The sequence below is a fragment of the Jingyaoa shaoxingensis genome (assembly GCF_014385005.1).
Classification (GTDB): Bacteria; Bacillota; Clostridia; order Lachnospirales; family Lachnospiraceae; genus Marvinbryantia; species Marvinbryantia shaoxingensis.
In genome coordinates this window covers 1-18,523 of the sequence record NZ_JACRSZ010000011.1, presented here as the reverse complement: position 1 = coordinate 18,523, position 18,523 = coordinate 1, and the positions used below count along the sequence as shown (strand labels likewise).

The window sequence follows — 18,523 nt, the reverse complement described above, 5'->3', positions numbered from 1 at the left end:
CCGCCTTTCGTAGTGAGTGGAGCAGCTATGGAATTTGAATATGACGTAAAAGAAAATGAGATTTTGTTAAAAAGATGTTATGGGACAGAGGAACGGATTGAAGTGCCGGCGCAGATCGAAGGTATGCCGGTAACAGTACTGGCACCGTATATTTTTTCACAGGCAAGGAGGAAACCGGATCAGAAAGCAGCAATTTGTGGCAATCAGGTAAAAGAAATTGTACTCCCGGATACAGTACGGGAGATTGGGAATTATGCTTTTTATGGATGCTATTATCTGGAAGCATTGACTCTCAGTCATCGTACCCATGATATTGCAGGAGGAGCATTCACAGGATGTCGTCATCTGAAAAATCTGACCTTCCGGATGGAGCAGGCAGAAGGGTATTGCATGAAGGATGTGCTCAGTGAAGTACATCATGAAATGAAAGTAAAACTAGTTTATCCCAATGCGGTCTGCACACTGCTGTTCCCGGAATATTATGAAGAAGCAGTAGAAAATACCCCGGCACGTCAGCTGGAGACTCAGTTTCATGGCTCTGGATACAGTTACCGCCAGTGCTTTCAAGATGGTGTATTCCAGTTTGGAGAATATGACCGGCTTTTTCAGGAAGCACAGAATCTGGAGAGTGAGGATTTCTGTATCGAACTGGCAGTGACCAGACTGATGGAAAAAGCGAGATTATCTCAGGATGCAGAAGGCGTCTATCAGTCGTATCTTATGGAGCATCGGATGTCGGCAGCAGGCTGGTGTATTGAGTTCGAACAGAATGAGACGCTGGAGTTCCTTACCGGATTTATCGACTGGCAGGAAGAGGAACTGTCAGACCTGATTGAAGAAGCCAATGCAAAGGGACGGCTGGAGATCCAGAGCGTTTTGATGGATTACAAGCATCATCATTTTGGAAAAAAGAAGAAAACATTTGATCTGTAAAAGGAAAGCGGATATGAAAAAAGAAAACGAAGTAAATATCCACAAACGTCAGTCGGTGGAAGAATGGGAAGAGGCGCAAAAAGAATTCACTCGGCGTATGGAAGCTGTTGGACGGCATATTCTGTTTACCGCACGAAATGAACTATATCTGCATATGCGTTTTCTGGATGTGGCGCTGTCTTCTCTGGATTATGCTATGGACAGCACGGTGGATACCATTGCCACAGACGGGAACGTGATCTATTATAATGCCAGATATCTTGGGAGCTATTACAAAGATGACCGAAAGCGTGTGAACCGTGCTTATCTGCATATGGTACTGCATTGTTTGTTCTGTCATGTATTTACGCCACCTAAGGAAGAAGAGATTTATTGGAATCTGGCATGTGATATTGCTATGGAGTCAATTATTGACGGTATGCAGATCCGTTGTGTCACGGTACCCATTTCCTGGCTGAGAGAGAGTACCTATAAGGAACTGCGAAAGAAACTGAATGTGCTGACGGCAGAAGGCATCTATCATGTGCTGACTACAGAACTGCCTGGAGATAAGAAACTGCAACAGTTGGTGCGGGAGTTTACTGTGGATGATCACCGTTACTGGGTGAATCATCAGGATCAGCAGCCAAAGACCGAACAGCAGCGGGACAAGTGGAAAGATATCAGCGAGAAAATGGAGACGGATCTGAATTCCTTTTCCAAAGAGGCAGTGGATGCAGAAGGGAATCTGAGGGATCAGCTGAAGGTGGCAAACCGTGAAACCATCGATTACCGGACATTTCTGCGGAAGTTTGCTGTGCTGCGGGAAGAGATGCAAATTGATCCGGACAATTTTGATTATATTTTTTATAGTTACGGCTTGTCCATGTATGGCAATATGCCACTGATCGAGCCACAGGAATCCAGAGAAGTGATGAAGGTGGAAGAGTTTGCCATTGTCATCGATACTTCCATGTCCTGTTCCGGGGATCTGGTAAAGGCATTTCTGGAAGAAACCTACAGCATTTTAAAAGAGCAGGAAAGCTTCTTCCGGAAGATCAATATCCACATTATTCAGTGTGATGAAAAAGTGCAGGCAGATGTGAAGATTACTTCCGAGGAAGAATTAAAAGACTATATGGAGCATTTTGAAGTAGCAGGAGGAGGCGGAACCGATTTCCGTCCGGCATTTACTTACGTACAGGAATTATGCAGAAAAAAAGAGTTTTCCAACCTGAAAGGACTGTTGTATTTTACCGACGGATTCGGTACTTACCCAAAGCGGATGCCGCCATTTCAGACGGCATTTATCTTTATGGATGAGGAACAGTCGGAGACAGATGTGCCGCCGTGGGCAATGAAGGTTGTGTTAGACAGAGATGTACTGGAAAAAGCTGCCATGAAACAGAAGCTATAGAGGAGTCAGATTATGAATATCAAGAGAGCAAAAGAAGAGATCAAGCATTCTATTTGTGCTTATTTAAATAAAAATGAATATGGAGAATACCGTATACCGGCGATCCGTCAGAGACCGCTTCTGCTGATCGGTCCTCCTGGAATTGGAAAAACTCAGATCATGGAGCAGGTGGCACGGGAATGTAAAGTGGCTCTGGTATCTTATACTATCACGCACCATACCAGACAGAGTGCCGTGGGACTGCCATTTATCCGGGAAAAAGAATTTGGTGGAAAAACATATTCCGTGACAGAATATACCATGAGCGAGATTATCGCATCTGTGTATGATAAGATCGAACAGACCGGGTTAAAAGAAGGAATTCTTTTTATCGATGAAATCAACTGTGTATCCGAGACACTGGCACCGACCATGCTGCAGTTCCTGCAGTGCAAGACCTTCGGCAATCAGAAAGTGCCGGAAGGCTGGGTGATTGTAGCAGCAGGAAATCCACCGGAATATAACCGTTCGGTACGGGAATTTGATGTGGTGACGCTGGATCGTATCAAGAAAATCGATGTGGAAGCAGATTTTTCTGTCTGGAAGGAATATGCATATCAGGCAGGGGTTCATCAGGCGGTGATCTCTTATCTGGAATTGAAGAAAGAGAACTTCTATCGGGTGGAGACCACAGTAGATGGTAAGATGTTTGCCACTGCCCGTGGATGGGAGGATTTGTCCCAGATGATCAGTGTCTATGAAGAACTGGGGCTGTCGATGGACAGAGAGGTGATCTATCAGTATATTCAGCACTGGAAGATTGCAAAAGATTTTGCCAATTATCTGGAGCTGTATTACAAGTACCAGAGGGACTATAAGGTAGAAGAGATCCTGCAGGGACATATCACCGAAGAAGCCTGCGATAAGATCCGCAGAGCTGCTTTTGATGAAAAGCTCAGCGTTATTGGTCTGTTGATCGCAAGACTCCATGAATACTTCCGAAAGTCCTCTGAGGTGGATGCGTTGGTAACAGAATTATATGAGAAAATGAAGCAGGTAAAGAGCCGGATGGAGGCGGAGCAGGTATTCGGCATTTTGGAAGACCTGTGCCAGCAGTATGATTCAGAAACGGAGCAGCTGAAAAAGGCAGAACAGCTGGATAAAGACAGCCTTCACAGGAGGATACAGATTCAGCAGAGACTGGAAACATACCGGGATGAAGTAAAGACTGCACACCGGGATGGCGAAGATGCCTTTGTATGTATCAAAGAAAAATTCGTAGCAGAGACACAGCAGAGAGAACAGATCATCGAAGCTACCGATCAGATTCTGAATTACGCTTTCGATTTTATGGAAAAAACCTTTGGAGACAGCCAGGAAATGGTTATTTTCCTGACCGAATTAAATACCGACTACTATGCAGTCTGGTACGTGGATCAGAACGGCTGCGACCGCTACTATCAGTATAACAAAAGCCTGCTGTTCAGCGAACGCCAGAAGGGAATTATGCAGGAACTGAATGAGATCGAAGAGATGATAGAGTAAATACAGAACCTTATTTCCGGGAGATTGCACTGGTGATGAAGGACAGAAAAACTGGCACCGGCAGCAGAAAAATTTACCGAATATTTGAAATACCGGAAAAGTATTCAATGAAGCGGAAAGGGGGAAATATGGTATATATATGCAAATATAAGTCACCATTAGGGGATGTTCTATTGGCTGCGGATGAAATCGGGCTTACCGGTTTGTGGTTTGAAGGACAGAATTATTTTGCAGACACACTTCCGGATGAGCATATCCAACAGGAGACAGAGATTCTCACAGAGACAAAAAAATGGCTGGATATGTATTTCGCCGGGGAAGAACCGAAATTTACTCCGCATCTTCATCCTGCCGGATCAGAATTCAGACAGGAGGTGTGGGAAATCTTATTACAGATACCCTACGGTCAGACGATTTCCTACGGAGAAATTGCCCGAAAAATAGCTGAGATGAAAAAAATCAGCCATATGTCTGCACAGGCAGTTGGTGGTGCTGTTGGCCATAATGAAATAGCCATTATCATACCTTGCCATCGCGTAGTGGGAGCAAATGGAAATCTGACAGGATATGCAGGAGGAATTGATAAAAAAATTTCACTGCTTGAACTGGAACATGCGGATATGAGGCGCTTATTTCTTCCTCAAAAAGTAACAGCCGGTGAGATGGTTTCTTTCTTAACAGAAAATTTATGATATTCGTTGGAGGTGTATATATCATTTACATTTGGATTGTAAAAATACGAAATAAGACAGAATGATAAAAATATTGTAACAAACTCCATCTTGGTGTGTTATATCTATAGAAGAACCAAAAGAGGAGGGAGGAGTGCTTATGGACAGTGAGATGCTGCGGCAGTTTTACGGACGCTATGCATCGGAGATCTATCTGTATCTGTATTCTCTGTGTAAGAGCAGGGAGCTGGCAGAAGATCTGATGCAGGATGTATTCTTAAAAGCGCTTCTCTCTCTTTCAGATTCTCATACCAACATACGAGCCTGGCTTTATAAAGTAGCCAGAAATACCTGTTTGAATGAATTACGAAAACGAAACCGGGAGACAGAACTGGATGAGCAACTGGCGATATCGGAAGAGACCATTCTTGGAAATGTCATACAGAATGAGCAGAAAAAGCAACTGTATCAGGCAATGATGAAACTGCCGGACAGACAGAGGGAGATACTGGAATTGTTTTATTTTTCAGAAATGAGTATTAAAGAGATTGCAGCAGTTCTGTCATTGACATCTGAAAATGTACGAGTGCTGGCATATCGGGCGAAAAAGCAGTTACGAAATGAGATGGAGGGTGATGGATATGAGCTATAGAGAAAAGATAGAACGATATAAGAAACAGCAGCTGACGGAAGAAGAAACAAAAGAAGTAGAAGCAGAGATTGAAAAGACAGAAGCCATCAGTGATTATCTGGCAGACCGGCTGATGGACGATCTGGATGAGGATTTTTTCGCGAAAGATGGTGATGAACAGGCAGATACAAAAGAGAAGATGGAACAGAGCACAGCTTCGGCAAAAGAGTTTGAAGCCTATGTAAAAAAATCCATTCACAGAAGCTTTCGAAGAATGGGAATGGTGGTAGGTGGAGCGGTGCTGGCAGTAGTTCTCTTTGTACAGTTTGGCATGTCACCGCTGATGTCTTCTCTTTACTATAATCCGACGAAAACTGATATGGTAGAAACAAAATCTGGAGATATCACTTATGAGACTTCCTATTCTCAGATCGGTATGGATTTTCATGTGTATGCAGAGCTTGGGCTTCCGTGCAAGGGAAGTGATAATTTACAGGCATTTTCCAATGGATACGGAAATTATCAGATTCTGATTACGCCGTCCATCAGTTTTGGAACGAAGCGGGGAACTGCTACAGCCGGACAGATTCGAAAGGGCAAACTGGAGCTGTATAATCCGAATTATCTTCAAGGACCACCAGTCAATTATTTTGCAGGATACGGTCTGGACCGGGATCGAGATTTTGTATCCCAGATGAAAGAAAATGTGGTCGAAGAAGATGGAGAATTGACGATTTACAACCAGTGGTTTTACGGAACATTGGAGGACGGACAGGAGGCCATTGCTGAGTTGGAGGATGATAATACCATGTATCAGGCTTATGTATCCTTTGACCGGCCAAAGACATTTACAGAGGTAAATGAGATCTTGAATTCCCTGAAAGAACAGGATGCCTGGCCATCGCTTGTATGGATTGCTGTCTATGGCAGTGAGGACGGGGGAGTAACGGTTGGATATGACTATGATACACCGCAGTCCATGACACCGGTATCATTGAACGAAAAATATCCGGAACTGAGCTTATATGAAAAAGAAGGATACGATGATGCGGACTATGAAAATGTAAAGAAAAAAATGCAGGATGAATCGGTGATGACTCAGCATCTGGTCAGCATGCTGCGGTATATGGGAGACCAGCACAAATTTGTCAATATGATGGAGGAATATACAAGTGGCATATTTGACAAGAGTATAGCGGATTATATTGAGGAGAATGGCATCAGCTCTTATGGATTTTCCTGCATTGCAACAAAGGCAGATATGCAGAAAATGCTGGAGATGGATGATATCATAGGAATCGTGCCAGAGAGTTGGAATTAAACAGAAATCTGAAATTAAACAGAAAATATTTAATAAAAAGCCGGGTGCATCTGATGGTGCACCCGGTAAAATTTAGAAATTAGTATTCTTCCCCAACTACATGTACGTTGATCAGGTTAGTGGTTCCAGGACATCCAAGAGGAACACCTGCGGTGATAACTGCCACATCCCCTTCTTTTAACAGTCCTGCGCGGGTTGCTTCATCAATGGAGTGTTCAAACAGTTCGAAGGTATCCTGTTCTTCCTTGGTCTGGATTGGGATCACGCCCCAGCACAGACTTAACTGTCTACATACATGTGGGTGCGTCGCACATCCGATAATTGGGCTGTCCGGACGGAATTTGGCAATCATCTGTGCAGTGCTTCCTGATTTTGTTACTGTTACGATAGCTGCTGCATTTAAGTCATGAGCTGTGGAGCAGGTGGCATAGGAGATGGCTTCTGTCACGCTGTCATGGTTGGCTTCTGTAGAACGATGATTAAAACGGTTGACATAGTTAATGGAACTTTCTGTTCTTTCTGCAATACGAACCATGGTCTGCAAAGTCTCTACCGGATATTTACCGGCAGCAGTTTCGCCTGATAACATGATAGCACTGGTGCCGTCGTAGATAGCATTGGCAACGTCGGTGGTTTCTGCTCTGGTCGGACGAGGATTGTTGATCATGGAATCCAGCATCTGTGTAGCAGTGATTGCGATCTTTCCTGCAAACATGGCTTTTTTGATCAGACGTTTCTGAATGGCAGGAAGATCTTCCAGAGGAATCTCCACACCCATATCTCCACGGGCAACCATGATACCGTCGGCAACCTTCAGGATCTCATCAATATTATCTACACCTTCTTTGTTTTCGATCTTGGCAATGATGCGAATGGTATCACAGCCTTCTTCTTCCAGAATCTTGCGGATCTCCAGAATATCGTTGGCATTTCTGGTGAAAGATGCGGCAATAAAATCATATCCCATTTTGATGCCGAACAGGATATCGTCGTGATCCTTCGGACTGATAAACGGCATAGTCAGGGATACATTTGGAACATTAACACCTTTGTGATTGGATACAGGTCCCGGGTTTTCTACAGTACAGACAATATCGGTATCGGTAATCTCTTTAACGGTCAGCCCGATCAGACCGTCATCGATCAGGATGCTGTCACCTGGCTTCACATCGTGAAGAAGATTGGTGTAAGTAATGGCTACAGCAGAAGAATCTCCTTCGATCTCACGTGTGGTAAGAGAGAAGGTCTGACCCTTTTCCAGAACAACTTTTCCTTCTTTGAAATCTTTCAGACGGATCTCTGGTCCCTTGGTATCCAGAAGGGCTGCAATCGGTTTTTTTGCTTTATTTCGTGCTCGTTTCAGTTCCAGAAAACGTTTTTTCTGTTCTTCATGATCTCCGTGGGAAAAGTTAAATCTTGCAACGTCCATACCGGAATCAATGAGGGCATCCAGAACACCCGGTTTATCGGTAGACGGTCCAAGAGTACAGATAATTTTTGTTTTTTTCATAAATACATCCTCGCTTTCTTGTAAATGAAATAGATATTAACGGATAACAGATGCTGCGCAGACTGCCTCATACTTCGTACTCTTACAATCTTACAGCATAAATTTATAGATAGCTTCTGCAACTCCGTCATGATTATTATCCTGTTCGGTAATATAAGTGGCGTAAGCATGCATATGCGGATCTGCGTTTTTCATAACTACGCTGGTATGGGTAGTCTGTAACATGGAGATATCATTATCTGCATCACCTGCTGAGATGGTAGCCTCCAGTGGAATCTGAAGCTGCTCACACAGACGGATGATCGCATTGCCCTTTGAGATATCAGGTGCGACAATCTCCAACAGTTCATTACAGGAAAAATAAAAATCAATTTTTCCTTCAGCCCAGGTGCGTATTTGTTCCTGGAACTGAACCAGAGGTTCGTGATGCTGATAGTCAATCACCAGTACTTTGTAAGGGGAAAAAATCAGTTCGCTACGGACAGAGGATATGACTTTATATTCCATGCCGGTGTTGTGACAGTAACGGAACAGGTCGTCATTTTCAGATTCAGTGAGAACCTGTGTGTCATCATAAGTCTGAATATGAATATTCAGCTTGTGAGCCTCTTCAAAAAGATGGTACACATAATCCAAAGGGATTGTTTCTGAGAAAATAATTTTTTTCTCATGAATGTCATAGATGCAGGCACCGTTAAATGCGATAATATAGCATCCTGGCATGATAAGTCCCAGAGTCTCAGCCTGTTTCTTTGCGCTTGCAAGAGCGCGGCCTGTGGAGATGACAATTTTATGTCCATTTTCCAGAGCCATATGAATGGCAGTCAGATTTCCCGCGGAGATCTGCTTCTGGTCATTCAACAGAGTGCCATCCAGATCGGTAAAGAGAATTTTTGTGTCAGTATTCATGGTGTCTCCTTCTTTCTCGCAGTCTATCTAAGAAATCATATGGAACAGACAGATGCCCATAGCCACAGCCCAGATCAAGTCCGGGTTTATTGGCTCCGTGAAAATCAGAACCTCCGGACTGACAAAGACCAGTATCAGATGCCAGATCCTGGATATAGGCAGTTTCTTCTTCGGAATAAGTCGAGTATACAGTTTCGATTCCAATCAGACCACATGGTTTTAATGTATGAATCAAATCTTTAAGCTGTGCGTCGCTGAGATGATACAGCATTGGATGTGCCAGTACAGGAATTCCACCGATAGAAGCAATCAGGGATACAGCCATCTGTGGAGTGACCTTTTCTCTTTCGATATAATAAGGACAGCCGGGACTTAAGTAACGGTCGAATGCCTCTGACATCTGTGCTACGTAGCCATGTTCCATGAGAAAACGGGCAATGTGTGCACGGGTCAGGACCGTATCACCGAAACGTTCCTGCATCTGTTCCATAGAGATCCCAATGCTGTCCTTTTGCATTTTTTCAATCATTCGGACATTCCGTGTATCTCTGGAAGAAAGAAAGTGTTCCAGATGTGATTTGAAAACTGGGTGTTCTGGATCAATGTCCAGCCCTACGATATGGATGTCTCTGCCCTTCCAGACAGTGGAAAATTCAATGCCCTTTATCACTTCCAGAGAAGTGCCACAGGCGGCCTCCAGAGCCTCTTCCAGACCGGCAACACTGTCATGATCCGTCAGTGCAAATGCAGACAGTCCTTTGGAAAGTGCATATCTGACCAGTTCGGATGGGGAAAAAGTCCCGTCAGAAGCAGTAGAATGCACATGTAAATCAATCAGTTTTTGTTTCATAAATGTCTCCAGATATGTAAAGATACCATCAGGTTTGCTTCGTACTCTCACAAGCCTGTCCAACATTCGCATATCGTGTTTTCTGGCTTATGACTCTGGTATCATCATAAACGAAAAAGTGATCAAATACAAGTAATTAAAAAATTGACAAAGTAAAGCAGGAACGATACCATAGAAAGAGAAATGAAGTAGGGAATGAGGGGGGAAGAGGTTGAAAAATAGTGGATGGACCATGCGCAAGGCGATTATGATATTTTGCGTAGGCTGTGTCATGGCAGCACTTCTGATGCAGACCTTTCTGTTTCAGCAGTCTCTGAAGAGACAGATCCGAACGGAAAGTATTGCGGATAATGAAAATACGCTGACTAAGATGCAGGCCGAGCTGATGACCTTTGTCCGTAATATCAGGACAGAGATGCTGACTATATACAGCGAGTATGATCTGATTGAGGAATTACGGTCAGTTGCAAAAGGAAGTCAGGAAAAGGTGCCGGCAGATGGCTACTGGTGGAGAAACTGGTATCTTGGAAGAAAGCGTTTTTCTTCGGAAGACCGACTGATGGCCATGTATCTGTATGATGCAAATAATCAGCTGGTAAGTGCCTATCGTTATAACTGTCAGATGTTTCCGCGGGATATTTACAAAAGTGAATATGATGCCAATACGGAAAGGGTGCTGGAATATGTCAATGGGGAACGGACGGATCTGATGATCTCCGGATATTATAATCCATTGGAAGAAAAAGATATTATACGGTTTGTGTTAAAACTGCATAATTATGATGAGGAACGGCAGAAGATTGGTTATCTGGTATGTGAAATTGACAGCATGGCATTTGCGTCCATTATGAATAAATACGTGGATTTGTCTCATGTATATCTCTGGATGCAGCCTGTAAATGATCGAACTATTGTGACTACGGGAGACGCAAATGACGATCAGAAACGGATCCAAAAGCAGTTATCCCGTGTAATCCAGAATTACTATGACAGCAATACACTGGAGCAGGAATACGAAGATTATTATCTAATCCATGTGGGACAGACAGAAAACAATCTGGAGGCATGTGCACTGGTTTCCCAGTCACTGCTGACAGCCACACAGAGATCTCTGACCCGTTCCCTGATGGTAATTATGGGCATGATGCTAGTGGTAGTGTGTGTTTTTGTGATGTTTTTGTCCCAATGGCTGACCAGACCGACAGAGCAGATGCTGGAGACAATTGAACGTATCAAAAATGGGGAGACACAGCTTCGTGTACAGCCTGTAGGCTGGTCGGAAGAACTGAAGGTGCTGGGAACGGAATTTAATGATATGCTGGACCGGGTACAAGCCATGGCGCAGGAAGAGTACAAATACCGTCTTCTGGTGGAGCGGACAGAATACAAGATGCTACAGGCGCAGATTAACCCGCATTTTTTGTATAATACCTTAAATACCATGAGTGGGATAGCTACTGCACAGAATTGTCCTCTGGTCAGTGGGCTGTGTCATTCCCTGTCAGCGGTATTTCGGTACAGTCTGAATATGACAGATGAGTTTTCCACAGTTCAGAAAGAAATGGAACACGTAAAAAATTATCTGTATGTGATGGATGTACGCAGTGGATCAGATGTGTCATATGAATATCAGATTGCAGAAGAGACCCTGCAGGATCAGCTCCCACGCATCTGTCTGCAGCCAATCGTAGAAAATGCCATCACCCACGGACTTCGCAATGTGCGCAGAAAAGATAAGAAACTGACCATTTCTGCAGTTCATGAAAACGGACTTCTGTTGATTTGTGTGGAAGATAACGGAACAGGAATGGACGCAGAGGAGATGAATCATCTTCTGGAAAAGAATGATCCGAAGAGGGTGGAGACCGGTGTATCAATTGGTATTTTAAACGTAAATGCAAGGCTGAAAAGAGTTTTTGGAGAGGAATATGGAATTCTGATTGACAGCAGGATGGGAGAAGGCACAAAGGTAAGTATCCGAGTTCCGATATTGAAGAAAAAAGAAGAACAAGAAGGAGAAAATTATGAGCCATATGGAAAAAATCAGAGTACTGGTTGCAGATGATGAGTACTGGAGCCGGGAGAATTTAAGAAACCTTTTGCCGTGGGGAGACTACGGAATGGAATTCCTGGAACCTGCATGTGACGGGGAAGAAGTATTGGAACGTATGGCACAGGAGCATCCGGATATCCTTCTGACAGATATTAATATGCCATTTATGGACGGGCTGGAGCTGCTGTCGAGAATGCAGACAGAGTATTCTGAGGTGGTGACGGTTGCAGTCAGTGGATATGATGATTTTGAAAAAGTAAAAGGGACTTTTTTGTCTGGAGGAATTGACTATCTTCTGAAACCGGTAGGGAGAGAAGATCTGGAACAGGTGATCCGCAAGATTATGGATATCCTTGAGAAACGTAGGAAGCAGAAAGAACGGGAAGACAGGACAGCTTCTGTTCTGTCAGACGGAGCTTTTTCTGCACTTCTGAACAATCAGCTATACGGAAGAGAATATACGGTGGACGGTTTTGACAGCCAGATGTCTGGGAATACAGTAGCACTGATAAAATATTATGACATAGCAGATATTACGGAGAAATCAGACCATGATATTTTGCAGGCTGCCTGGGATATTAAGCAGAAGCTGTTACAGGAATGCCTTGAAAAAGAAAAAATTCAGGTTTTTCATTATACTCAGAAGATGAGTGAATTTATTATGGTTGGAAACAGTGACCATCAGAGGGTACAGGAGTTCGCCCATCGGGTAGAAGAGGCATTTCCGGTGGAACAGTATGGTCCGGTTTCAGTGGTTCTATATCAGAATGACAGGCAGTCTGAGGAGAACATCTGGAAGAATCTTGGAAAAATCTATCGGGAACTGATTTCGGTGCTGGTGCTTCGCCCATTCCGGCGAGTACACAGTATCCAGTTCTGCACAGAGACAGATGCGATAAATCAGCGTATGACTCCGAAAAGCATGCATTCCAGAATGGATGAAGAAATGCTGCGCTACTTGCGGGAAGGACAGAACGGCAGCATACAGAAACTGATCTTTGAAACGATGGGACTGGAGAAATGCGTGGAAGCAGGCTGGACTTATCTGGAAGTAAAACAGTTAATAGGAAGAATTAATAATGTGTTTTATGCCTATGTCCGGAAGGAACGGCCTCAGTTTCAGAATCTGATGGAAGAATCTATGGAGACGGCAGACTATTATCTGAAGTGTCTCAATGCCAGAGAACTGATGGTCACTTTGAACATTATGCTGGAAAGTATGAGTGAAAAGGAAGACCAGAGACAGTCCGATTCGGTACCGGATCTTATGGATCAGATTCACCGTCATATTGAGGAAAATTATCCAGAGAATATTACACTGACTGAACTTGCAGAAAAGTATCATTTGGATGCCAGCCATCTGTCCAGAACCTTCAGCCGCACTTACGGAGAATCCGTGATTGCCTTCCTGACAAGAATCCGCATGGAAAAAGCGGCAGAGCTGATGAAAGAGGCAGATCGGAAGCTGGAAGCAATTGCTTTCCTGGTGGGATACGACGATTACCACTATTTCAGCAGAGTCTTCCGCAAAAAGATGGGAATCAGTCCCAGTGAATACCGTAACAAAAATGTGCAACATTAGAAACGCAAATATGTCCTAACAGATCCAGCCGGATTGTGATTTAATAAAACCATACTTAGTCGGGTAGATAAATCACAGTCCGGCTGAAAAAATAAGGGAGGGTTTTTGAAAAATGAGAAAATCAATGAAAAAAGTCACAGCAGCTATGATGACAGCAGCTATGGTAGCATCCTTTGCTGGATCCGCAGCAGTTCCTGTAGCAGCAGAAGATGACATCACAATCGGTGTTTCTATCTGGAGTTCTACAGACGTTCTGGGAAGCCAGTGTAAGAAGATCATCGATAAAGCCGCTGATGCACTTGGCGTAAACGTAATGTACGTAGACCAGGGACATGTATCTGAGCAGGTTACCGCTTCTGTAGAACAGTTATGTGCAGCAGGATGTGATGGTATCATCATCTGTAACTCAGCAGACTCCGAGATGACATCTGCAATTCAGACATGTGATGCTAACAGCGTATACCTGACACAGTTCTTCCGTATTATCTCTGAAGAGAACAGCCCGGAAGTATATCAGACAGCATGCAATTCTCCATATTACCTTGGAGCAGTTCATGAAGACGAAGTAACCAATGGTTACACATTGGTAAATCTTCTTCTGGAAAACGGCGACCGTAACATCGGTCTGGAAGCATGGACCGTTGGTGATGCTACATTCCAGCAGAGATGGACAGGTTACAAGAAAGCCGTTGATGAATGGAACGAAGCAAATCCAGATGATCAGGCAACTTTAACTGAGCCGGTATATGCAAATACTTCTTCAGAAGAAGGCGCAGCAGCAGCATTATCTCTCTATAACTCTAATCCAGATATGGACGCTCTGATCGTTGCTGGCGGCGGCGGAGATCCACTGGTAGGATCTATTGGTGCATTTGCTAACGAAGGACTGACAGGTAAGATCGACGTTGTATCTACAGACTTCCTGGATGACCTGGCTGCACAGCTTGAAAGCGGCGGAATGTTTGCTGAATCAGGCGGACATTTCTGTGACCCTCTGTTTGCATTCCTTACCACATACAATGCAATCAAAGGCAACTATGTTAAAGATGAAGGAACATTCGGTTATGAGATCCTCTTCCCATACCTGTATGTATCTTCCCCAGAAGATTATGCAAACTATGAACAGTACTTCGTAGATGCTGATCCTTATACAGATGAAGAAATCGTAGAAATGGCAGGTTACAGCTTTGATGATCTGAACAAAGCAGCAACATCACTGTCTATCGACGACGTAATCTCAAGACACAGCAACTAGTATGGCCTGATGAGGTTGTCCTCATAGCCAGGCAGAATTCAAAACGAGCCACCGGATGACCGGCTGTATAGTGGCAGCGGCCCGTGTGGCTCGTGTTGTGTCCTTCTCTGAACACAGAGAGGAAAAAGTTCCGCGTAGATCCCTGCGTCGGATCACCAGAAAGGAGAAAGAGAACAGATATGAAAAAACTGAAACAAAACCAGTATTTCGGTATTATACTTTTGCTGGTGATGCTGGTGGCTTTTTGGGCCATATTTAAACTTCTGGCTCCGGCGACATTCGGATCACCGGACAAGCTGGCAACTTATATGAAGTCGGCACTGATTTATGCAGTAGGCGGCTGCGGTCTGTATTTCATTTGCGTAATGGGACCTTTTGATATGAGTGTGGGTGCGAACATTGTACTTTCCTCAATTATTGCATGTAATGCAAGTGTACGTTTTGGATACCTGGGACTGATTATTGCACCGATCCTCTGTGGTACCCTGATCGGACTGATCAATGGTCTGGTTTATATTAAGTTACATATTTCTTCCCTGATCGTTACCGTTGCACTGTCTCTGATCTATGAGGCATTGAGTGTATATGCTACAAATGGTAAGAATGTAATTCTGGATATTGGTTTCCGTGCTTTCGGTGATTATCCGGCAAACCTGATTCTGGCTGTGTTTGCATATCTGCTCTGTGCATTTATTCTGAAGTACACAAAGGTTGGTACTTATACTTACGCAATTGGAAGCAACGAAGTTATTGCTAAGAACATGGGTGTAAATGTACCAAAGTACAAAGTAGTGGCGTTCACTCTGGCAGGTCTGTTCTTCGGACTTCAGGCAATCCTGACCATCAGCTTCGGAACATCCATGACATCTGCATCCAACCTGTCATCCATGAGCCGAAACTTCACACCTCTGATGGGAACTTTCTTCGGACTGGCATTTAAGAAGTATGGTCATCCGGTAATCGCCATTGTCATCGGTGAAATGATCATTCAGTTGATGTTTAACGGATTCGTAGCACTGGGAGCACCAACCACTATTCAGAATGTGGTAACCGGTGCAGCACTGCTTCTGATTGTAGCACTTACTACCAAGCCGGTTAAAGGCGCGGTTGTGAAATAGGAGGGAGACAGTATGGGTGAAGTATTATTAAAAGCAGAAAAAATTGATAAACATTTTGGAATCACACATGCTCTGGATCATGTCTCCATTACCTTTAATAAAGGTGAGATTCATGCACTGATCGGAGAAAACGGATCTGGAAAGTCCACTCTGACTTCTTGTCTGACTGGTATTTATAAAAAAGATTCCGGCACCTTTATTCTGGATGGCAAAGAAGTCTCAGCAGCAAATCAGGTTGACGGTAATCATCAGGGTGTGGCAATTATTGTACAGGAGATCGGAACCTTGTCCGGTCTGACCGTAGCAGAAAATATTTTCCTTGGCAATGAGGATCAGTTTACGAAATTTGGTATCAAAAATACCGCAGCTATGAACAAAAAGGCTCAGGAATATCTGGACAGCTATGGATTCAACTATATCGATGCGGCTAAGACCATTGATGATTATAATTTTGAAGACCGTAAGCTGATTGAAATTGTAAAATCTACTTATTTCAATCCTAAGATACTGGTTGTTGATGAGACTACCACAGCACTTGGACAGAAAGGCCGTGAAGAACTTTTCAAGGTAATGCACAAGATGCGTGATATGGGAAGTTGTGTTATTTTTATTTCCCATGACCTGGAAGAAGTAATTGAACAGTCAGACCAGATCAGCGTACTGCGAGACGGTGTTTATATTGGAACAATTACCAAAGAAGAAGCAACAACTGACCGTTTGAAACAGCTCATGGTAGGACGTGAGATCGGTAACAATTATTATCGTACCGATTACGGCGAGAAGATCTCAGATGAAGTAGTTATCTCCGTAAAAAATGTAAGCGTAAAGGGGCAGATTGACAACTTATCTCTGGAACTTCACAAGGGCGAGATTCTTGGTATCGGCGGACTTTCCGAATGCGGTATGCATGAAGTTGGAAAAGCTATTTTTGGAGCGTCTTACTTCCGTGAGGGAAGTGTAACTTTGGGTGATGGAACACCGATCAATTCCATTCCGGATGCCATCAAACACAGTATGGCTTATGCATCCAAGGACAGAGATAATGAATCTCTGGTCATTAATGATACCATTTGTGAAAATATCTGCCTGCCGTCACTGGAGGATTTGAAAAAGGGCGGCGTTTTAAGTGGCAAAACAATGAAGGAATTTGCAGACAAATTTGCAAAACAGATGAGTACCAAGATGACTGGTGTAGACCAGTTCGTTTCCGCACTTTCCGGTGGTAACAAACAGAAGGTTGTTCTGGCAAGATGGATCGGTAAAGATTCAGACCTGATTATTCTGGATTCCCCGACCCGTGGTATCGATGTCAAAGTAAAAGCAGATATTTATGCGATGATGAACCGTATGCGTAAAGAAGGAAAGTCCATTATCATGATTTCAGAAGAGATCATGGAGCTGCTGGGTATGGCAGACCGTATTCTGATTATGAAAGATGGTAAGATAAATGGCGAATTCCTGCGTTCCGAAGAACTTCGGGATACGGATTTGATTGATAATATGATTTAGGGGGTACATAGAATGGAATCAACAGTAAAAAAAGAGTCGGCAGAAAAGATTCCTTTTCTGGAACGGCCCATAGTAAGAACAATTCTTCCGATCGCGGGATTTGTAATCATCTGTGTATTGTTTGCAATTCTGACAGATGGAAAGCTGTTTAAACCGAAAAATATTTCTCTGCTGCTGAGTCAGTCCTATATGCTCCTGATTTCATCCATTGGAGTATTCATGGTCATGACCATGGGTGGACTGGATTTCTCGCAGGGATCCATGCTGGGCGTATGCTCCATCGTAGTATGCTGGCTGTCACATTATAATATTATTCTTGCTATTATCGGTGGCGTGGTGACCGGTGGACTGATCGGTCTGATGAACGGATATTTTAATGTAAAACGTAAAATCACCAGCTTCATTGTAACAATCTGTAATATGTATCTGTTCCGTGGAGTGTGTGCATATGCGACTACTAACTCCCCTGTATATGGTGTCAGTGATATTTCCAAATATAATACACTGCCATTTATGCTGACATTTACGATTGTAATCTTTGTAGTAGCTTATCTGGCATTTACTTATACAGGACTTGGATCCAGACTAAAAGCCATCGGAGCAGGAGAGACTGCAGCAAGATTTGCAGGTATTCGCGTAGAGCGCACCAAGATGCTGATCTATATGACAGCAGGATGCATTACCGGACTGGCAGCATTTATCAACTCAATAAAAGTAGGATCTGTAACATCTACAGCGGGTAATCAGCTTGAGACACAGATTATGATCGCATTGGTACTTGGCGGAATGCCGGTAAACGGTGGTGCAAAAGTAAGATTCTATAACATCATCCTTGGTGTTATGACCTACAAAGTACTTTCCAGTGGTCTGGTTATGCTGATGATCCCGACACAGTTACAGCAGCTGATCCTTGGTATCATCTTCCTGATCGAAGTGGCACTGTTCAGCGACAGAAAGACAGGAATGATTGTAAAATAAGCTATTGAGGACGGAGTTTTCTGGCTTTTTTCAAGAATGCCTCGGCATTCTTGCTGCGAGATGCGCGTCATGCAAAGCATGACATATTTCTTTTGCGCATCTCTGCAATCCTGCCGGAGGCTATATCAGATGGGGATTGACTCCCACCACTGATACTAATTTGTTCCTCGCCACCTAAAGGACGCCACTGAAAAAGTGGTCGTAAAATCATATATCTGATATAATTAAGGTATCATAATTGTCGGAGGTTGAAATGTTATCATCCCAACTTAAACTTAGCCTT

Annotated in this window: 15 protein-coding genes; 12 read left to right on the top strand and 3 right to left on the bottom strand. The window is 43.6% G+C overall.

Translation table 11 applies throughout. The features are described 5' to 3' along the window. The first annotated feature begins 27 nt into the window (after positions 1-27). The 6 genes from H8716_RS11040 (at position 28) to H8716_RS11015 (ending at position 6,476) form a co-directional block, all read left to right on the top strand. Positions 28-933, top strand: coding sequence for a leucine-rich repeat protein (locus H8716_RS11040; protein WP_249308890.1), 906 nt, complete (start codon positions 28-30; stop codon positions 931-933). Between the two features lie 13 nt (positions 934-946). Next, entirely contained in the window at positions 947-2,329 is a 1,383-nt protein-coding gene (locus tag H8716_RS11035; RefSeq protein WP_249308889.1) for a vWA domain-containing protein, read from the top strand. 12 nt (positions 2,330-2,341) lie between these two features. Next, the gene (locus tag H8716_RS11030) at positions 2,342-3,853 is read left to right on the top strand and encodes an ATP-binding protein (protein WP_249308888.1); all 1,512 of its coding nucleotides are present in this window, start codon (positions 2,342-2,344) and stop codon (positions 3,851-3,853) included. Between the two features lie 128 nt (positions 3,854-3,981). Beyond that, a complete protein-coding gene (locus H8716_RS11025) occupies positions 3,982-4,545 on the top strand; it encodes a methylated-DNA--[protein]-cysteine S-methyltransferase (protein ID WP_249308887.1) in 564 nt (187 codons plus the stop codon). A 139-nt stretch (positions 4,546-4,684) separates the two neighbouring features. Next, the gene (locus H8716_RS11020; RefSeq protein WP_249308886.1) at positions 4,685-5,176 is read left to right on the top strand and encodes an RNA polymerase sigma factor; all 492 of its coding nucleotides are present in this window, start codon (positions 4,685-4,687) and stop codon (positions 5,174-5,176) included. Continuing rightward, the gene (locus H8716_RS11015) at positions 5,166-6,476 is read left to right on the top strand and encodes an anti sigma factor C-terminal domain-containing protein (protein WP_249308885.1); all 1,311 of its coding nucleotides are present in this window, start codon (positions 5,166-5,168) and stop codon (positions 6,474-6,476) included. The genes H8716_RS11020 and H8716_RS11015 overlap by 11 nt, the downstream gene beginning before the upstream one ends. A gap of 79 nt (positions 6,477-6,555) precedes the next feature. On the opposite strand, the gene pyk is transcribed toward H8716_RS11015, so the two are convergent. From pyk to H8716_RS11000, 3 genes are all read right to left on the bottom strand, one after another. Then, positions 6,556-7,986 carry a pyruvate kinase gene (gene pyk / locus H8716_RS11010; RefSeq protein ID WP_249308884.1) on the bottom strand — a complete coding sequence of 477 codons (1,431 nt, stop codon included), beginning with the start codon at positions 7,984-7,986 and terminating at the stop codon, positions 6,556-6,558. Between the two features lie 90 nt (positions 7,987-8,076). Continuing rightward, positions 8,077-8,895, bottom strand: a complete 819-nt coding sequence (locus tag H8716_RS11005) for a Cof-type HAD-IIB family hydrolase (protein ID WP_249308883.1) — start codon at positions 8,893-8,895, stop codon at positions 8,077-8,079. Continuing rightward, positions 8,885-9,745, bottom strand: a complete 861-nt coding sequence (locus H8716_RS11000; protein WP_249308882.1) for a PHP domain-containing protein — start codon at positions 9,743-9,745, stop codon at positions 8,885-8,887. Before H8716_RS11000 ends, H8716_RS11005 begins: the two co-directional genes overlap by 11 nt. Positions 9,746-9,956: 211 nt before the next feature. Here H8716_RS11000 and H8716_RS10995 point away from each other — a divergent pair, with 211 nt between their 5' ends. The 6 genes from H8716_RS10995 (at position 9,957) to H8716_RS10970 (ending at position 18,240) form a co-directional block, all read left to right on the top strand. Beyond that, positions 9,957-11,810 (top strand): sensor histidine kinase, encoded by a 1,854-nt coding sequence (locus H8716_RS10995; protein WP_249308881.1) that lies wholly within the window; start codon positions 9,957-9,959, stop codon positions 11,808-11,810. Next, a complete protein-coding gene (locus H8716_RS10990) occupies positions 11,770-13,380 on the top strand; it encodes an AraC family transcriptional regulator (protein ID WP_249308880.1) in 1,611 nt (536 codons plus the stop codon). Before H8716_RS10995 ends, H8716_RS10990 begins: the two co-directional genes overlap by 41 nt. Before the next feature lie 112 nt (positions 13,381-13,492). Then, on the top strand, positions 13,493-14,635 hold the full coding sequence (locus H8716_RS10985; protein ID WP_249308879.1) for a sugar ABC transporter substrate-binding protein: 1,143 nt from the start codon (positions 13,493-13,495) through the stop codon (positions 14,633-14,635). A gap of 179 nt (positions 14,636-14,814) precedes the next feature. Next, a complete protein-coding gene (locus H8716_RS10980) occupies positions 14,815-15,753 on the top strand; it encodes an ABC transporter permease (RefSeq protein WP_249308878.1) in 939 nt (312 codons plus the stop codon). 12 nt (positions 15,754-15,765) lie between these two features. Beyond that, positions 15,766-17,262 carry a sugar ABC transporter ATP-binding protein gene (locus H8716_RS10975; RefSeq protein WP_249308877.1) on the top strand — a complete coding sequence of 499 codons (1,497 nt, stop codon included), beginning with the start codon at positions 15,766-15,768 and terminating at the stop codon, positions 17,260-17,262. A 12-nt stretch (positions 17,263-17,274) separates the two neighbouring features. Next, a complete protein-coding gene (locus tag H8716_RS10970; RefSeq protein ID WP_249308876.1) occupies positions 17,275-18,240 on the top strand; it encodes an ABC transporter permease in 966 nt (321 codons plus the stop codon). Positions 18,241-18,523 lie beyond the last annotated feature (283 nt).